Genomic DNA, 17,141 nt, shown 5'->3' with positions numbered 1-17,141 from the left:
AACATTGGCAAAAGGACGCCTGCAAATGTTCGACCTTACGAATAAGGACGTGCTGGTCATTGGCGGTTCCTCGGGCATAGGCTTGGCCACGGCGGTCGCCGCCGCCAGGCTGGGTGCCCGGGTCGCCATCGCCTCCCGCAATGCGGAAAAGGTGGCGGCGGCGGTGGAGATCATCGGCCACCAGGCCCAGGGCCGCACGCTGGACACGCTGGATGACGCCGCCGTCGCCGGCTTCTTCCAGAGGGGCAAGACCTACGACCATGTCGTCGTCACCGCCTCCAGCACCAGCCGGGGCACGGTGGCGGAGATGCCGCTGGCCGACGCCTACGCCTCGTTGAATTCCAAGTTCTGGGGCGCCTACCGCGTGGCGCGCGCCGCCACGGTGGCGGACGCCATCAACCCCGGCGGCTCGCTGACCTTCGTCACCGGCTATCTCGCCATACGCCCGAAGAAAGGTGCCGCCCTGCAGGCCGCCATCAATGCGGGGCTGGAGGCGCTGGCCAAGGGCTTGGCCCTGGAGTTGGCGCCGGTGCGGGTCAACGCCGTCTCCCCCGGCTTCGTCGACACTCCGCTGTGGGGTCACGCCCCGGCGGAGGAAAAGGCCGCCCGCCTGGCCAGCGTCGCCAAAGGACTGCCCGCCGGCGTCGCCGGCCAAGGCGAACACCTCGCCGTTCAAATTATCTCAGGAATGGTCAATCCCTACCTGACCGGCAGCGTTACCTATGTGGACGGCGGCGGCGCCCTGGTCTGACCCAACGCCCCCTTTTCCCCTGACAGCCCCTTTCCCTGACAAAGAGAGCAGAACCATGCAGATCGACTTGAAGGGCCAGACGGCCATCGTCACCGGTTCCACCGCCGGCATCGGCTTCGCCATCGCGCTGGGCCTGGCCCAGGCCGGCGCATCCGTCATCCTGAACGGCCGCAGCCAGGCCACCGTCACCGCCGCCGTGGCCAAGCTGAATGAGCTGGTGCCGGGCGCCGACGCGCGCGGCGTGGCCGCCGACGTCAGCACGGCCGAGGGCGCCGCCGCCCTGGTGGAGGCCGTGCCCCAGGCCGACATCCTGGTGAACAACGCCGGCATCTTCGAGCCCAAGGACTTCTTCGAGACGCCGGATGAGGACTGGACCCGCATGTTCGACGTCAACGTCCTGTCGGGCGTGCGCCTGTCCCGCAGCTACCTCAAGGGCATGCTGGAGCGCAACCGCGGCCGCGTCATCTTCATCTCCTCCGAATCCGGGCTGAACATCCCGGTGGAAATGATCCACTACGGCTTCAGCAAGACGGCCCAGCTGGCGGTGTCGCGCGGCCTGGCCAAGCTGACGCGCGGCAGCAAGGTCACCGTCAACGCCGTCCTGCCCGGCCCCACCCTGTCGGAAGGGGTGGAAGCCATGCTGAAGGACCAAGTGGCCAAGACCGGCAAGCCGATCGAGGAGGTCGGCGCCGATTTCGTCCGCGCCTTCCGCCCGACCTCGCTGATCCAGCGCACGGCGACGGTGGAGGAAGTGGCGAACATGGTCGTCTACGCCTGCTCCCCCCAGGCGTCGGCCACCAATGGTGCCGCCCTGCGCGTGGACGGCGGCGTGGTCGACTTCATCGCCTGATACCGGAAGGGCCATCCCTCATGCGGCGCTTTATTCCCCTGATCCTGGCGGCCGCCCTAGCCGCCAGCCCCGCTGTCTCCACCACGGCGGGGGCCTCCACCGTCGCCCCGGCGGCGGCGGAGCCCATCGGCATCGCGCTGGAGGGATGGCCCTATCCCTTCCCCGTCAGTTATTTCGAGTTCGTGGCCGAGGGGCAGACGCTGCGCCAAGCCTATATGGACGTGGCGCCCACCGGCAAACCGAATGGCCGCGTGGCCCTGCTGTTCCATGGCCGCAACTTCCCCGCCAGCTATTGGGACACGGTCATCCGCGCCTTCGCCGCTGACGGCTATCGCGTCATCGCCACCGACCAGATCGGCTTCGGCAAATCGTCCAAGCCCGACCTGCCCTACAGCTTCGATTTCTTCGCCGCCAACAGCGCCGCCCTGCTGGACAGTCTGGGCATCAAGCAGGTGGATCTGGTGGGCCATTCCATCGGTGGCATGCTGGCCGCCCGCTTCACCCGCACCTATCCGGAGCGGGTGCGCCGCCTGGTGCTGGAGGCGCCGGTGGGGCTGGAGGATTACCGCCTGACCGTGCCACCAGTCAGCGACGCCTTCCTTTACGACCGTGAATACGGCCTGACAGCGGACGCCTACCGCGACTTCCTGAAGAAAACCTATTCCCTCTCCGGCCCGGTGGCGGAGATCGAGCCCTTCGTCAGCTTGCGTGAGCGGCTGAAGGCCAGCGGCGAGTATCCGCGCTGGGTGAAGTCCTTCATCAAGTCCTATCAGATGATCCACGACCAGCCGGTGGTGCATGAATACCCGCTGATCGCCACACCCACCCTGTTCATCATGGGGTCGGCCGACCACAACGCGCCGGGCAAGCCCTACACCACCAAGGAACTGGGCGCCGGCATGGGCCGCAACGCCGACAACGCCAAGACCATCGCCGCGTCCATGCCCAACGCCCAGGTGGTGGTGTTCGAGGGCGTGGGCCATTTGGTGCACGTCGAACGGCCGGACGCGTTCAACAAGGCGGCGCTGGGATTCCTGGACCGCTGACGCCTTAGAGGTCGTCGTAGAGGTTGCCCTCATCCGGCGGCGGGGCGGGTTGCTTGCCCGGGCGGGCGCCGGCCTGCTTTGCCGCCGCCGCGTCCGCGCGCACGGCGGCCAGCGGGCGGTCATCCACCATCACGTCCTCATCCGTGTCCGGGCCGGGGTCGCTCTCCGGCTTGACGCCGGCGTTGCGCAGCCATTCCCCGCACCAGTCGGTGGACAGGGTGGTGGGGAAGACGCCGGCTGGCGCCCGGTCGGTCACCACCGGCGGATAGCGCCGGCACTGTCCCTTGGGGCCCCGCTCCCGCACGCCGCCACCCAGCCAGTGGCGGCAGGTGTAGCAAATCTCGGAACGGCGGACGGCCATGGGACCAGGCTTTCAGCTGCGGATGTCGTGTGCGCCCCTTATACCATGCCCTCAAGCCGGCGATGCAAATGAGGATAAGCCAATGCCCATTTGCGGCGGGCGGTCACGCCAGTATCCGCGTATATGGTTTAAGGCCAACTTTGGAGAGCTTCATGGGCAAGACCAAGTATTCCCTGCGGCCTCGATCTTGGCCAAAATTGATTGCGAACCGTCTCACCAAGAACCTGTCCGCCTTGGAAACGGAGGCATTTTTCCGCGACCGAGCTACCGACGGTTCACGCGATGCCTTCCTGGCTTTTCTGGATGGCGCTGGGGATGAAAAACCTACCGCTGGCGATAGCCCTACGGAACCATCGCGCTGACATGAGGGGGAGGCCAGGCGCATACCCGCCCTCCCCACGCCCATCACGGCACAAACGGATCGACGGTCTGGATCGAGCCGTCGGCGTTGAAGTGCAGCTCGGTCACCTTGACGTTGCGCAGGTGGTTTTTGCCGCTCAGCTGGTTATCGGCATAGAACAGCCAGGTCTTGCCGCCCCAATCGACGATGGAGTGATGGGTGGTCCAACCCTGCACCGGCAGCAGGAAATGGCCCTGGTACTTAAAGGGGCCATAGGGGTTGTCGCCGGTGGCGTAGGCCAGGAAGTGGGTGTCGCCGGTGGAATAGGTGAAGTAGTAGGTGCCGCCGCGCTTGTACATCCACGACGCCTCGAAGAAGCGCCGCTCATGGTCGCCGCCCAGCAAGGGCTTGCCGTCCTGGCCCAGGATGACGACGTCGCGCGGCTTTTCCGCGAAGGTCTTCATGTCCGGCGACAGCTTGGCGACCTTGGCGCTGAGCGCGGGCTTGTCGTCCTGCTTCAGGTCGGTGTCGCCGACGCCGGCGTCATAATGGCCCTTGGCCCACTTCTGCAGCTGGCCGCCCCAGATGCCGCCGAAATACATGTAGCTGCTGCCGTCCGCGTCGGTGAACACGGCCGGATCAATGGAGAAGCTGCCGGGGATGGGCTTCGCCTCCGCCTTGAAGGGGCCCACGGGCTTATCGCTGGTGGCGACACCGATGTGGAAGACGCCCTTCTTATCCTTGGCGGGGAAATAGAGGTAATAGGTGCCGTTCTTGTACGCGGCATCCGGGGCCCACATGAATTCCTTGGCCCAAGGGACCTGCTCCACCGACAGCGCCACGCCGCCGATGGTCACCTTGCCGCCGATCGCGTCCATGGACAGGACGCGATAGTCGCGCATGGCGTATTGGCTGCCCAGGTCGTCGTCGGGAATGCCGGCATCGATGTCGTGGCTGGGATAGACGTAGATTTTGCCGTCGAATACATGGGCCGAGGGGTCGGCCGTGTAAATCTCGGTCACCAGCGGCTGCGACAGGAAATGCTTGCCGTTGAGCGCCACCGGATTCTGATCGGCGGGCTTGTCCTGGGCCGTGGCGGCCCCGGCCGCCATGAGCGCGCCCACGACAGGCAGGGTGAAACCGAACAAGCGACGCATGTGTCCTCCCGATATTTTTATGGCCCCATATCCTTGCGGTGGGGCGGCAAGGCCGGAAAGTTACCGCTACCATTGGCGGAACACAAGGACATCCGCGCGGGCGTGACCCGCTGGCCGCAGGCCTGATTTGCCAGCATTGGCTGTGTGGTTTCCCCGTCGCTCAACGCCAATATGCGGGGGCCGCGCTTGAAGGGCGCGCGCGGGCTCACTAGTCTTTGCACATCCCATCGGGGCCGCCTTGGCGGCGCCCGCACCTAGACATGACGGAAGACGGCCTTGGACATACGCGACGGTTTCATCGGAACGATCGGCCATACCCCCTTGGTCCGGCTGGAAGCGGCCTCCAAGGCGACGGGCTGTGACATCCTGGCCAAGGCCGAGTTCCTGAACCCCGGCGGGTCGGTCAAGGACCGCGCGGCCCTGGCCATCATCCAGGACGCCATCAAGCGCGGCACCCTGAAACCCGGCGGCACCATCGTCGAGGGCACCGCCGGCAACACCGGCATCGGCCTGGCCCTGGTGGGCAACGCCTGGGGCTTCAAGACCGTCATCGTCATGCCCGAGACGCAGAGCCAGGAAAAGAAGGACATGCTGCGCCTGATCGGCGCCGACCTGCGCCTGGTGCCGGCCGTGCCCTACAAGGATCCCGGCAACTACGTCCATGTCAGCCGCCGCATCGCGGAGGAACTGGCGGCGACGGAGCCCAACGGCGCCATCTGGGCCAACCAGTTCGACAATCTGGCCAACCGCGAGGGCCACCGCGCCACCACCGGCGTGGAAATCTGGGAACAGACCGGCGGCAAGGTTGACGCCTTCACCTGCGCCGTGGGCACCGGCGGCACGCTGGCCGGCGTTGCCCTGGCCCTGAAGGACCGCAACCCCAACGTCCGCATCGTGATGGCCGACCCGCTGGGCAGCGTGCTGTACAGCTGGAAAAAGACGGGGGAGCTGGCGTCCTCCGGCACCTCCATCACCGAGGGCATCGGCCAGGGCCGCGTCACCGCCAACCTGCTGGACGCGCCCATCGACGACGCCGTGCAGATCCCCGATGAGGAAGCCCTGCCCATCATCTTCGACCTGGTGAAGACGCAAGGCCTGGTCGTGGGCGGGTCCAGCGGCATCAACGTCGCCGCCGCCATCCGCGTCGCCCGCGACCTCGGCCCCGGCCACACGGTGGTGACGGTGCTGTGCGACTTCGGCACCCGTTATCAGTCCAAGCTGTTCAACCCGGAGTTCCTGCGGGAACGGAACCTGCCCGTTCCCGGCTGGCTTTAAGGAGGCCCCAGGCCATGGCCCTCGACCCCGCAACCCAGAGCGCGCTCGTCACCACCGACTGGCTGGCCCAGCACCTGAATGACCCGGACATCCGGGTGGTGGACGCCAGCTATCACATGCCGGCCGTGCCGCGTGAGGCCAAGGCCGAGTTCGCGGCCCAGCATATCCCCGGCGCCGTCTTCTTCGACATCGACGGCATCGCCGACAAGACCATCCCCCTGCCCCACATGCTGCCCACGTCTGAGGTGTTCGCCCAGGCCGTGGCCGACCTGGGCATCGGCCGCGACAGCACCGTCATCGTCTACGACGTCTACGACCTGTTCAGCGCGGCCCGGGTATGGTGGACCTTCCGCGTGTTCGGTCACGACAAGGTCCATGTCCTGGACGGCGGCCTGCCCAAATGGCTGGCGGAAGGCCGGCCGGTGGAGGCTGGCCCCGCCCAACCCAAACCGGCGGGAGAGCCGATTGCCGCCCGCCTGAACCCCGCCCTGGTGCGCGATGCCGACGCCGTCCGCGAAAACGTGGACCGCAAGGTGGAGCAGGTGGTGGACGCCCGCTCGCAAGGCCGGTTCGAGGCGACGGCGCCGGAGCCGCGCGCCGGCTTGCGCGGCGGCCACATCCCCGGCAGCCGCAACGTGCCCTTCAACGATCTGATCGCGGGCGGTCGCCTGCGGCCACCGGATGAGCTGGCGGCACGCTTCCAGGACGCGGGCGTGGACATCAACCGCCCGCTGGTCACCAGTTGCGGCAGCGGCCTGACCGCCGCCATCCTGGCCTTGGCGCTGTATGAGATCGGCCAGCCCGACGTCGCCATCTACGACGGGTCGTGGACGGAATGGGGCGGCCGGGCGGACCTGCCCGTCGCCACCGGCCCGGCCTGAGGCCGTCCATGAAGCCCGAGACCTGGACGCTGCCCGCCGACTTGCCGGCTGGCAAGCTGCCCGTCACCGTGACCTACCTGGAAATGGCGGAGCCGCCGGCCGGCCCGGCGCGGATGAGGCCCGAGGACGTGGCCGGTGGGAGCGTGGACGGCCCGGTGCATGCCCGGAACTGCCCGCCCGCCTATTACCGCTTCCTCTACGACACGGTGGGGGAGCCCTGGCTTTGGGAGTACCGCCGCCGCATGGCGCCGGAGCGCCTGGCCGAAATCCTGGCCGATCCGGCGGTGGAGGTGCATGTCGTCTCCGTCCAGGGCGTGCCCGCCGGCTATATCGAGTTGGACGCGGAAAAGCTGGCCAGCGACGGCGCTATGGACGTGGCCTATTTCGGCCTGATGCCCTGGGCCATTGGCCGGGGCATCGGCCCCTGGCTGCTGGACTGGGGCGTTCGCCTGGCCTGGACCAAGCCGTCGGTGCGGCGGCTGACCGTCAACACCTGCACCTTCGACCACCCGTCGGCCCTGGGCCTGTACCAGCGGGTGGGCTTCAAGATCCTGCGGACGGAGGACAAGCTGGTGGACGACCCGCGCCTGACCGGCCTGCTGCCGCTGTCGGCCGCCCCGCACATTCCCCTGGCGCGCCGGCCTTAAGCCCCCGCCCCCAAGCCTGCGCCATTTGCCGCATCCCAAGACCCGCAAGGTTGCAGGATCGTCCGACGTGCCATCCCTGAAGGGGCGCAACGCGTGCAGGTCTGCGCGCACTCCTGCACAGGAGCCGCCCCACCACCAGGCAGGGGGACGGGGCGATGACGACCATGGTGACGACGGCAGAGGCGCCGGCCGGCAAGCTGCCGGTGCTGGTCACCTTCATGGAAATGGCCAAGCGGCCTGAGACGCCGGAACGGCCCATGCCGGAAGGGGTGCACGGTCCGGTCTTGGCCCGGCACTGCACCCTGGCCTATTATCGCTTCCTCTACGACACGATCGGCGAGCCATGGCTGTGGGAAATCCGGCGGCGCATGGACCAGGGTGAACTGGCCCGGATGCTGGCCGACCCGCAGGTGGAGGTGCATGTGATCCATGTCGACGGCATGCCCGCCGGCTTTGTGGAACTGGATTGGCGCCTGTTGCCAGCCGATGGCACGGTCGCCATCGACTATCTGGGCCTGATGCCCTGGGCCATCGGCCGGGGCCTGGGGGGCTGGCTGCTGGACTGGGCGGTGCGCCGGGTATGGGAACGCCCGCGCGTCCGCCGCCTGACCATCAACACCTGCAGTTTCGACCATCCCTCGGCATTGCCCCTGTACCAGCGCGCCGGCTTCCGCCGCCTGCGCCAGGAACGCAAGTTCGTCGACGATCCCCGGCGCGCGGGCGTCCTGCCCCTGGGTGCCGCGCCCCACATTCCGCTGGCGCGGCCGGCACCCCCCGCCCCGCCCCATGCCCCGGCCACGCCCGACGGCGCGCCGCCGCAAGCCGGTGACCCGTCCCGCCGGCCCATGGCCTTCCGCCCCACGGCTGGCAGCCCATGAGCCTGCTGGCGGCTTTGCGTGCACCTGAGGTGCGATTGGCCTTCCGCGTCACCGTCGCCGGCACGGCGGCGCTGGCCATGGCCCGCCTGTTCAACCTGCCCCAGGGCTACTGGGCCGTCATCACCGCCATCATGGTCATGCAGGCCAGCATCGGCGGCTCACTGAAGGCGGCGCTGGATCGGTTCGCCGGTACCCTATCCGGGGCCGCATGGGGTGCCCTGGTCGCCACCTTCGGCCTGCACGACACGCTGCTGCACCTGTGCCTGACCCTGGCCGTGGCGCTGGCGCCCCTGGCTTGGCTGGCCGCCCGCTATCCCGTGTGCAAGCTGGCCCCGGTCACCGCCGTCATCGTCCTGCTGACCTCCGGCGGGGGGACGCAATCGTCCTTCATGCTGGCGCTGGACCGGGTGTTCGAGATCGTCATCGGCAACGTCATCGGCCTGGCCGTGGCCCTGTTCGTGTTTCCCGCCCGGGCCCATGGCGTGGTGCTGGCCACCGCCGCGCGGGTGGCCGACCTGTGCGCCGACATGCTGGACGTGCTGCTGGACCCGGACTTGGCCGATGATGTGCGCCAGGGGCTGTCCAAGCGCCATGCCCAGCTGTGGGCGGCGCTGCGCCCCCTGGATACCGCGGCGGAAGAGGCGCAGCGGGAACGCCGCACCTGGCTGGGCGATCAGCGCGACCCGGCCCCCCTGGTGCGCACCCTGACGCGCGTGCGCCATGACCTGGTGATGGTGGGCCGCGCCACCAGCAGCCGCGCACCCTCGGGCGTGGCCGCCGCCCAGCGGCTGGGAGGTCCGCAGGCGGAGGTGCGCCGGCAGGGCGTCCTGTTCCTGCGCCACGCCGCCATGGCCATGCGCGCGCCTTCGGCGCTGCACGGGCAAGGGCAGATACCGCCCGTCGAGCCGGTGCAGGCCGCGACCCACGCCTATCTGGACATGGTGCAGACCTTGCGGGCGGAGGGTGTGCTGCGGGAGCTGCCGCGTGGCGTGACGGGACAGATCTACACCCTGTCCTTTGCGCTGGAGCAGCTGAGCCAGGATTTGACGGACCTGCATGCCCGGGCGGAGGAGATGATCCCCCCGCCCCGGCACCAGGACAAGACACCGGAGGGAGCCGCCGCGCTGGCCGGTGTGGAACCTGTGGCCACCCAGCCGCCAGCGACGCCGCAGGATACCCCGTCACCAGGGTAAGGGTCCCCAGCGTGAGGCGGGCCAGCGTGGGGCGAGAACGGCCAAACGCCGCCATCCCGCCCCGGCACCGGAGAGACGCTGGTGGACTTGATCAGCGGGCGGTGTCCGCCACCTGCTCGGCCGGCAGGGTGGCGAAGTCGCGGGCCACGACCTTCAGGTCATGGATGGTGCGGTCATAGCTGTTGGCGATGGCGGCGCGGCCGTCGGGCGTCCAGGCGATGACGCTGCGGGCGCTGAGATTGTCCAGGCAAGCCAGGCGGGCCTGAGTGGCCTTGCCATAGGCGCGGACCTCGGCCGTGGCGGCACTGACCTCGGCAGCGGAGGCGGTGGCGGACAGGTGGTTCACCGGAGCCACGGGAGCCTTGCCGCAGGCGCGCTCGACACCCAGGGACTGGGCGGAGGCGGGAAGGGCGGCGGTGACAAGACCACCCAGGACCAGGGCGGCGAAAACGCGGGAAACGGAAGCCATGTTGATCTCTCCGATGGCGAAAGGTTGTGCCCTTGACGGTCGCGCCCTCCCCCGCGGATTGATGAGCGAAACTACCATTTCGCAAACGCACATTATTTATTGTGCGTCGCGGTAACCGTACGATCGTCGGGTTGGGGTGTCAACAATGGCCCGCCCGCTGATAACGCTATCATTGCCGAACCATTTTGCCCGAACCCCTTGGCCCAAAAGCGAATTATTCTTCTGATCCGTATATTGACCCTGAATGCATAGCTGCCATGAGGAGAACGACAAAGGCGGCCGGTGGGGCCGGCCGCCTTCGCTGATGAACTGTGCAGGAGGAGATGCGGTGGCTAGTCGCCGGACGGCGCCGGGGCCATCGCCGGGCTGGTCGTGCCATTAGTGACGGCGACCTTGGCCAAGCAGGCGCTGCGCGCCTTGGCCTTGGCGGCGTAGCTGTTCACCTGGGCCACGAAGGCGTCGCCATTGATGGACGCGGGCCGCGCGTCCAAGCGCTTCAGCGACAGGGTGGGGGCCGGACCGCAAGGGGTGGCGGCATCTGCGGCCCAAGCGGCGCTGCTGGTGATGGTGCCACCGGTCAAGCCGGCCAGGGCGAAGAGGGCGCAAGCAACGGATTTTGACATCGCAATCATGGGTCACCTCCTTGAAAAAACAAGGCCTTGGTATCTTCTCGACCCGTACCCGCCCCGGTGCGGTCCGGCCTGTCGCCGGCTTCGTTAATTTCACGTTATGGTGGTCGCGCTATGTAATAACGCTACCTTTGACTGTTACCGGTGTCAACCACGCCGACGGCAGGGAAGAGACGCCTTCGCCATAGGGCAACGGACGCAAAAGGTAGAGGGCTGAACCACTTGCCCGCGGCATCAGTGTCTTGGGTGCGCTCCGTCAATTGGCCTTGCGCATAGCTGCCATGCGTCAATACAAACCTGCCACAGGCTGGCCCGCGCGGGGCGGACAGGTACCCTTGCCGTCAGAAGGCCGCGCCGGATCAAGGCGATGGAGGCAAACAAGAAGGGGCGGTGACAATGGGTAAGCGGCATTTCGGCTGGATGTTGGCCCTGGGCACGAGTGTGGGGGGCCTAATGGCCGCCGCCCTGCCGGCCCATGCCGGCGATCGTGAAACGGCGCAGGCCACGGTGGACACCCGCGCCGCGGTGGAACAGCCCAAGATCATCGCCTGGCGCCGCGACATCCATGAGCATCCCGAGCTGGGCAACCAGGAGACGCGCACGGCGGCCCTGGTGGCCAAGCACCTGAAGAGCTTAGGCCTGGAGGTGCGCACCGGCGTCGCCAAGACCGGCGTGGTGGCCGTGCTGAGGGGCGGCAAGCCCGGCCCGGTGGTGGCCCTGCGCGCCGACATGGACGCCCTGCCGGTGGTGGAGCAGGTGGACGTGCCCTTCGCCTCGAAGGTGAAGACCCAGTACAATGGCCAGGAGGTGGGCGTGATGCACGCTTGCGGCCACGACACCCACGTCGCCATGCTGATGGGCGTGGCCGAAGTGCTGGCCGGCATGAAGGATCAGCTGCCCGGTACGGTGAAGTTCATCTTCCAGCCCGCCGAGGAAGGCCTGCCCAAGGGCGAGGTCGGCGGTGCCGAGCAGATGCTGAAGGAAGGCGCCTTCGAGAACCCCAAGCCCGACGCCGTCTTCGGCGTGCACGTCATCTCCACCCTGCATGCCGGCGACGTGGGCTATCGCCCCGGCCCCTTCATGGCGGCGGCGGATGAGTTCGTCATCACCGTGCACGGCAAGCAGAGCCACGGCGCCCTGCCCTGGACCGGCGTCGACCCCATCGTCACCGCCTCGCAGATCGTGCTGGGCATGCAGACCATCGAAAGCCGGCAGATGGAGGTGATCAAGGAGCCGTCCATCCTGAGCGTAGGCAGCATCCACGGCGGCAACCGCAACAACATCATCCCCGACACGGTGACCCTGAACGGTACCATCCGCACCTTCGACGAGGGCATGCGCGCCGACATCGACAAGCGGCTGCGCCGCACCGTGGCCGGCATCGCCGAGTCCGCCGGCGCCACCGCCGATGTGGACATCATCAAGGGCTATCCCGTCACCATCAACAACCCCGAACTCACGGCCAAGATCGTCCCCACCCTACAGCGGGTGGCGGGCAAGGACCATGTGAAGCTGATCGACAAGGTCACCCCATCGGAGGACTTCTCCTTCTACGAACAGCAGGCGCCGGGCGTGTACCTGTTCGTCGGCATCACCCCGCCGGAGACGGACCTGTCCAAGGCGGCGTCCAACCACTCGCCCAAGTTTTTCGTGGACGAGTCCGGCCTGATCGTCGGCGCCCGCACCCTGGCCCACCTGACGGTGGATTACCTGTACGGGCTGTAACGCAACGGAGACATGACGGGACGCGGCGGCGGGGCCGCTTCCCTGGGGCCGAGGGCAGTGCCAAGATGCCCGCCCGTTTCCGTTTCGATCCCACCGGGCCATGTCTGAAGACACGAAAAACCCCGCCACCCTGCTGGTCCATGCCGGCCGCAACCCGCTGGACAATTACGGCGTGGTCAACGTGCCGCCCTATCGCGCATCGACCATCCTGTTCTCCTGCCTGGATGAGCTGGAGGGGCATGACCCGGAGCATAGGGCGCCGCGCTACGGCCGCCGCTCCACGCCCAGCAGCCTGGCGTTCGAGGACGCGGTGGCGGCGCTGGAGGGCGGGCACCGCGCGGTGGTGGCCAGCTCCGGCCTCGCCGCCGTCACCACCGCCCTGCTGGCCTACGCCAAGGCCGGCGGCCATCTGCTGGTGGCCGACACGGTCTACGGCCCGTCGCGCGATTTCTGCGACAAGGTGCTGACGCGCCTGGGCGTGAGCGTGGAGTATGTCGATCCGCTGATCGGCGCCGACATCCGGCACAAGCTGCGGCCGGAGACCACGGCCATCCTGCTGGAATCCCCCGGATCCCTGACCTTCGAGGTGCAGGACATCCCCGCCATCGCGAAGGCCGCCCATGACAAGGGGGTGGCCGTGCTGGTGGACAGCACATGGTCGGCCGGCATCTGCAGCAAGCCGCTGGACCTGGGCGCCGACGTCGTCATCCACGCCGCCACCAAGTATTTCGTGGGTCATGCCGATGCCACCGTGGGCGTCATCGTCGGCACGCGCGAGGCCTGGCAGCGGGTGAAGGACACCGCCCTGCAGCTGGGCCAGAACGTGGGCGGCGACGACCTGTATCTGGCCATGCGCGGCATGCGCACCCTGGCCGCCCGCATGGCCCGCCACCAGGAGACGGCCCTGGCCATCGCCGGCTGGCTGAAGGGCCGGGAAGAGGTGCAGCGCGTCCTGCACCCGGCCTTCGGCGACTGCCCCGGCCATGACATCTGGAAGCGCGACTTCACCGGGTCCAGCGGCCTGTTCACGGTGGAACTGAAGAAGCAGCCGCGCGCCGCCATCGCGGCCTTGGTCGACGGCATGTCCCACTTCGGCATCGGCTTCAGCTGGGGCGGGTTCGAATCCCTGATCCTGCCCACCGACCCGCGCAAGATCCGTACGGCCACGCCCTGGACCGGCACCGGCACCCTGGTCCGCCTGCATGCCGGCCTGGAGGACGCCGACGACCTGATCCGCGACCTGGAACAGGGCCTGGCCCGCATGAAGGGAGCCGCCGCGTGAGCATGAGTGCCGACATCGCCTATCCCCTGCCCGCCGCCACCGTCGAGGCGACGCTGGCCACCATCCGCTTCGACGCCAACGGCCTGGTGCCGGCCATCGCCCAGCAGCACGACACGGGCGAGGTGCTGATGATGGCCTGGATGAACCGTGAGTCCGTGGCCGAAAGTCTGGCCACCGGCCGGGTCTGCTACTGGTCGCGCTCGCGCCAATCCTTTTGGCGCAAGGGCGACACCTCGGGCCAGGTGCAGCACCTGCGGGAACTGCGGGTGGATTGCGACGGCGATACCCTGCTGCTGCTGGTCGATCAGGTAGGGGTGGCCTGTCACACCGGGCGCCGGTCCTGCTTCTACCGTTCGGCGACGCCGGACGGGCTGTCCACAATCGCGGATGTGGTCACCGACCCCCTGGACCTGTATCCGCCGCATGGCCACAAACACACAACAACTTAGCTAAAAGTCCAGCAATCGTTTCCCGTTTCCAGTATTGTCCAATTGACGGCGACTGCTTGGTGGCCGACCATTTGGCAGTGGGGTCCGATCCGGTTTTTGGGTGGAACCGGTGGGTCCCCCGTGGGGGAAGACGGGTATGACTGGCGCTGTTCAGGGGGCTGGTGGCGAATTGGGATCGTCATCCCCACGCCCCCGTGACTTGGCGCAGGCCGCCACCCTGTTCGCGGCCCCCACCACACCATCGCAGCACGCGGCGGCCTTCCTGGTCGGCCTGGCGATGCTGGCCCTGTTCCTGATCGGCGCCATGGGGGCGAAAACGCCCGTGGGCAACATCCCCGGCCTGCTGCCCGCCTACGCCGTCATCATCCTGATCACCGACCTGCTGACGTCCTTCCTGATCGCCAGCCAGTTCCTGCTGTCGGGCCACCGCGCGCTGCTGTGGCTGGTGGGTGGCTACGCCTATTCCGGCGCCATGGCCGTGCTGCAGGTGGCGGCCCTGCCCGGCGCCTTCGCGCCCCTGGACCCCGACGGCCCGCTGTCGCAGTCCGCGCTGTGGCTGTACACGGCTTGGCACATGGCCTTCCCGCTGGCGGTGCTGGGTTTCGCCCAGCGGCAGCGCCAGGCCCCGCCGCCGGTGGCGGGCGACGTGCGCAAGATGCTGGCGCTGGGCGTTGGGGTGGGCGCCGTGCTGGCGGCCGGCCTCACCCTGGCCGCAGTGCTGTTCTCCGTGGACCGCTGGCTGCCGCGCGTCACCCTGGTCAACACCTACAACAACGACATGGCGGTCAAGGTCATCTACGTGGCCATGCTGCTGATCAACTTCTGCACGCCGGCCATCCTGGCAACGGTGACCAAGGTCCGCACGGTGGGCCATCTGGGGCTGTTGATTTCCACCGTCGCCCTGGCGATGGACACGCTGCTGAACGGCCTGGGCCTGGCGCGCTTCACCTTGGGCTGGTTCCTGGCCCGCGCCGATGGCGCCATCGCCTCCAGCGTCGTTCTGCTGCTGCTGCTGGCGGAAATGGTCGCCCTGTATCGCCGCGTCCACCTGATGAACGGGCAGTTGAACGCCCAGCGCGAGCGTCTGCTGGCCCTGACCGGCGACCTGGACCGCGCCCGGCGCACGGCGGAAGAGGCCCGGCAGGTGGCGGAGCGGGCCAACGCCGCCAAGTCGGACTTCCTGGCCAACATGAGCCACGAAATCCGCACCCCCATGAACGGCGTCACCGGCATGGCGCAGATACTGCTGGACACGCCGCTGACCACCCAGCAGCGGGGCTATGCCGAAATCATCCGCGACAACGCCGACGCCCTGCTGGGGGTCATCAACGACATCCTGGACATCTCGAAGCTGGAGGCGGGCAAGGTCAGTCTGGAACGCATCCAGTTCAACCTGGATGAGCTGGTGGACGGTGTCCTGTCCATCCTGGGTCCAAAGGCCCGCGACAAGGGGCTGGAGATCGGGGCCCTCGTGCACGAAGGCGCCATGGGCATGTGGTGGGGCGACCCGACCCGCGTGCGCCAAGTGCTGCTGAACCTGGTGGGCAACGCCATCAAGTTCACGGCCAAGGGTGCCGTGTCGGTGGACATCAAGCTGCTGGGCGACGGGCCGGCCCTGCCGGAACAGACGCGGCGCCTGCGCGTCACCGTGCAGGACACCGGCATCGGCATCGACCCGGCGAAGGCGGGCCGACTGTTCCAGATGTTCGAGCAGGCCGACAGTTCCATCACCCGCCGCTTCGGCGGCACCGGCCTGGGCCTGGCCATCAGCCGCCAGCTGGTGGAACTGATGGGGGGCAGCATCGGGGTGGAGAGCACGCCCGGCGAGGGTTCCACCTTCTGGTTCGACATCCCGCTGGAACGGGCGGTGGCCCCCAGCCGCACCGTCCAGCCCCTGGGCGACCGCCTGCGCGGCCGCCGCGCCCTGGTGGTGGATGACACCCCCGTCAACCGCCTCATCCTGGTGCACCACCTGATGACCTGCGGCATGACGGTGGATGAGGCCTCGGGCGGGATTCAGGCCCGCAACCATCTGCTGCGGACCATGGCGGTGATGGACGGCACGCTGGATGGCGCGTGTACGGATGGCGGCCAGGCCGCTCTGCCGGATGTCATCCTGATCGACCACCACATGCCCGAACTGGATGGGCCCGGCCTGGCCGCCTGGATCCGGGCGGAGCCGCGCCTGGCCGGCGTGCGCCTGCTGTTGGCCAGCTCGCTGGAGGCGCCGGCGGCGGGGGCGGACGCGCGCGAAAGCCTGTTCGATGCCGTGGTGCCCAAACCCATCCGCCGCCCCCAGCTGCTGGAGGCGCTGGCCAAGGCCTGCGGCCTGCGCGTCGACCTGGCGGAGACCGCCCCGCCCCGCCCCGCCGCCGCCGCCCCGACGGGCGGCAACAAGCCCCGCATCCTGGTGGTGGAGGACAACCTCACCAACCAGACCATCGCCTCGGTCCTGCTGGAAAAGGCGGGATACCAGGTGCAGATCGCCGAGGATGGGGCGCAGGCTGTGCGCGCCTGCCTGCAGACCCGTTTCGACCTGGTGCTGATGGACGTGCAGATGCCCGTCATGGACGGCATCGAGGCTACCCGCCGCATCCGCGCCGTGGACGTGCGCGTACCGCAGATGCCCATCATCGCCATGACCGCCAATGCCATGGCCGGCATGCGCGAGGAATACCTGGCCGCCGGCATGGACGACTATGTGTCCAAGCCGTTCAAGTCCGATCGCTTCCTGGAAACGGTGGGCCGCTGGCTGGCGGAGCGCGCGCCCCAGCCGGTGGCGGAACCGGACGCGGCCACCCTGTTGCTGGAACCCCGGGTCCTGGCGCGGCTGGAACGGACGGTGCCGCCGACGGACTTCCGCGCCTTGGTCGACGGCATCGTCAGCCGCGGCCGCGGCCGGCTGAATGCCGTCCTGGACCTGAGCGCCGCCAATGCGACCGGGGCGTTGCGGGAAGCCACGCGCGACCTGGCGGTGATGGCCGACAGCTGCGGCCTGGTGCTGCTGGCCCGCCAGGCACGCCTGCTGGGCGACAGCCTAGCCCAGTTAGGCAGTGGGGCCGACGGCGGGGCGGACGTGGAGGAGCAGCTGCGGGCCCTGGCCGACCTGGGCCACCGCTCCTGGGATGCGCTGCGCCAACGTTTCCTGGGTTTGGACGTGGCGTAGGTTACCCCCAGCTCCCCCTGGCTTTAGCCAGTGCCAACGCCA

At 68.4% G+C, this 17,141-nt stretch carries 17 protein-coding genes; 13 read left to right on the top strand and 4 right to left on the bottom strand.

Annotated features, from left to right (window positions below):
- Positions 1-25 precede the first annotated feature (25 nt).
- From FBZ88_RS20735 to FBZ88_RS20725, 3 genes are read left to right on the top strand one after another with little or no spacing between them, the layout of a single operon-like run.
- Positions 26-751: an SDR family oxidoreductase gene (locus FBZ88_RS20735; RefSeq protein WP_145619047.1), complete on the top strand. Its 726-nt coding sequence runs from the start codon at positions 26-28 to the stop codon at positions 749-751.
- Between the two features lie 55 nt (positions 752-806).
- Entirely contained in the window at positions 807-1,601 is a 795-nt protein-coding gene (locus tag FBZ88_RS20730) for an SDR family NAD(P)-dependent oxidoreductase (protein ID WP_145619046.1), read from the top strand.
- 20 nt (positions 1,602-1,621) lie between these two features.
- Complete coding sequence (locus FBZ88_RS20725; RefSeq protein WP_186464521.1) at positions 1,622-2,647, top strand: alpha/beta hydrolase; 1,026 nt, start codon at positions 1,622-1,624, stop codon at positions 2,645-2,647.
- 4 nt (positions 2,648-2,651) lie between these two features.
- Here the strand turns inward: FBZ88_RS20725 and FBZ88_RS20720 are convergent, their stop codons facing one another.
- Positions 2,652-3,008 carry a hypothetical protein gene (locus tag FBZ88_RS20720; RefSeq protein WP_145619045.1) on the bottom strand — a complete coding sequence of 119 codons (357 nt, stop codon included), beginning with the start codon at positions 3,006-3,008 and terminating at the stop codon, positions 2,652-2,654.
- A gap of 152 nt (positions 3,009-3,160) precedes the next feature.
- Here FBZ88_RS20720 and FBZ88_RS20715 point away from each other — a divergent pair, with 152 nt between their 5' ends.
- Positions 3,161-3,370 (top strand): hypothetical protein, encoded by a 210-nt coding sequence (locus tag FBZ88_RS20715; protein WP_145619044.1) that lies wholly within the window; start codon positions 3,161-3,163, stop codon positions 3,368-3,370.
- Positions 3,371-3,413: 43 nt separating this feature from the next.
- Here the strand turns inward: FBZ88_RS20715 and FBZ88_RS20710 are convergent, their stop codons facing one another.
- Positions 3,414-4,505: a glycoside hydrolase family 43 protein gene (locus tag FBZ88_RS20710; RefSeq protein ID WP_145619043.1), complete on the bottom strand. Its 1,092-nt coding sequence runs from the start codon at positions 4,503-4,505 to the stop codon at positions 3,414-3,416.
- A gap of 276 nt (positions 4,506-4,781) precedes the next feature.
- Here FBZ88_RS20710 and FBZ88_RS20705 point away from each other — a divergent pair, with 276 nt between their 5' ends.
- The 5 genes from FBZ88_RS20705 to FBZ88_RS20685 all read left to right on the top strand — a co-directional run bounded on the left by FBZ88_RS20705 (position 4,782) and on the right by FBZ88_RS20685 (position 9,379).
- A complete protein-coding gene (locus tag FBZ88_RS20705; RefSeq protein WP_145619042.1) occupies positions 4,782-5,780 on the top strand; it encodes a cysteine synthase A in 999 nt (332 codons plus the stop codon).
- A gap of 14 nt (positions 5,781-5,794) precedes the next feature.
- A complete protein-coding gene (gene sseA / locus FBZ88_RS20700) occupies positions 5,795-6,661 on the top strand; it encodes a 3-mercaptopyruvate sulfurtransferase (protein WP_145619041.1) in 867 nt (288 codons plus the stop codon).
- Between the two features lie 8 nt (positions 6,662-6,669).
- Complete coding sequence (locus FBZ88_RS20695; protein WP_145619040.1) at positions 6,670-7,308, top strand: GNAT family N-acetyltransferase; 639 nt, start codon at positions 6,670-6,672, stop codon at positions 7,306-7,308.
- Positions 7,309-7,463: 155 nt separating this feature from the next.
- Positions 7,464-8,186, top strand: a complete 723-nt coding sequence (locus FBZ88_RS20690) for a GNAT family N-acetyltransferase (RefSeq protein WP_246138778.1) — start codon at positions 7,464-7,466, stop codon at positions 8,184-8,186.
- Entirely contained in the window at positions 8,183-9,379 is a 1,197-nt protein-coding gene (locus FBZ88_RS20685) for an FUSC family protein (protein ID WP_145619039.1), read from the top strand. The genes FBZ88_RS20690 and FBZ88_RS20685 overlap by 4 nt, the downstream gene beginning before the upstream one ends.
- Before the next feature lie 91 nt (positions 9,380-9,470).
- Here the strand turns inward: FBZ88_RS20685 and FBZ88_RS20680 are convergent, their stop codons facing one another.
- Positions 9,471-9,848: a hypothetical protein gene (locus tag FBZ88_RS20680; RefSeq protein ID WP_145619038.1), complete on the bottom strand. Its 378-nt coding sequence runs from the start codon at positions 9,846-9,848 to the stop codon at positions 9,471-9,473.
- Between the two features lie 332 nt (positions 9,849-10,180).
- A complete protein-coding gene (locus tag FBZ88_RS20675; RefSeq protein ID WP_145619037.1) occupies positions 10,181-10,480 on the bottom strand; it encodes a hypothetical protein in 300 nt (99 codons plus the stop codon).
- Positions 10,481-10,873: 393 nt separating this feature from the next.
- On the opposite strand from FBZ88_RS20675, the gene FBZ88_RS20670 reads away from it, so the two are divergent.
- From FBZ88_RS20670 to FBZ88_RS20655, 4 genes are all read left to right on the top strand, one after another.
- Complete coding sequence (locus tag FBZ88_RS20670; RefSeq protein ID WP_145619036.1) at positions 10,874-12,202, top strand: amidohydrolase; 1,329 nt, start codon at positions 10,874-10,876, stop codon at positions 12,200-12,202.
- A gap of 100 nt (positions 12,203-12,302) precedes the next feature.
- Positions 12,303-13,484 (top strand): cystathionine beta-lyase, encoded by a 1,182-nt coding sequence (metC, locus tag FBZ88_RS20665; protein ID WP_186464520.1) that lies wholly within the window; start codon positions 12,303-12,305, stop codon positions 13,482-13,484.
- A gap of 2 nt (positions 13,485-13,486) precedes the next feature.
- Positions 13,487-13,933, top strand: coding sequence for a phosphoribosyl-AMP cyclohydrolase (gene hisI / locus FBZ88_RS20660; RefSeq protein ID WP_145619077.1), 447 nt, complete (start codon positions 13,487-13,489; stop codon positions 13,931-13,933).
- Between the two features lie 136 nt (positions 13,934-14,069).
- On the top strand, positions 14,070-17,099 hold the full coding sequence (locus FBZ88_RS20655; RefSeq protein WP_145619035.1) for a response regulator: 3,030 nt from the start codon (positions 14,070-14,072) through the stop codon (positions 17,097-17,099).
- Positions 17,100-17,141: the final 42 nt, after the last annotated feature.

The sequence above is a fragment of the Nitrospirillum bahiense genome, from assembly GCF_007828025.1.
Lineage (GTDB): Bacteria > Pseudomonadota > Alphaproteobacteria > Azospirillales > Azospirillaceae > Nitrospirillum > Nitrospirillum amazonense.
The sequence above is the reverse complement of the archived record's forward strand: the minus strand, read 5'-3'. Positions and strand labels throughout refer to the sequence as shown.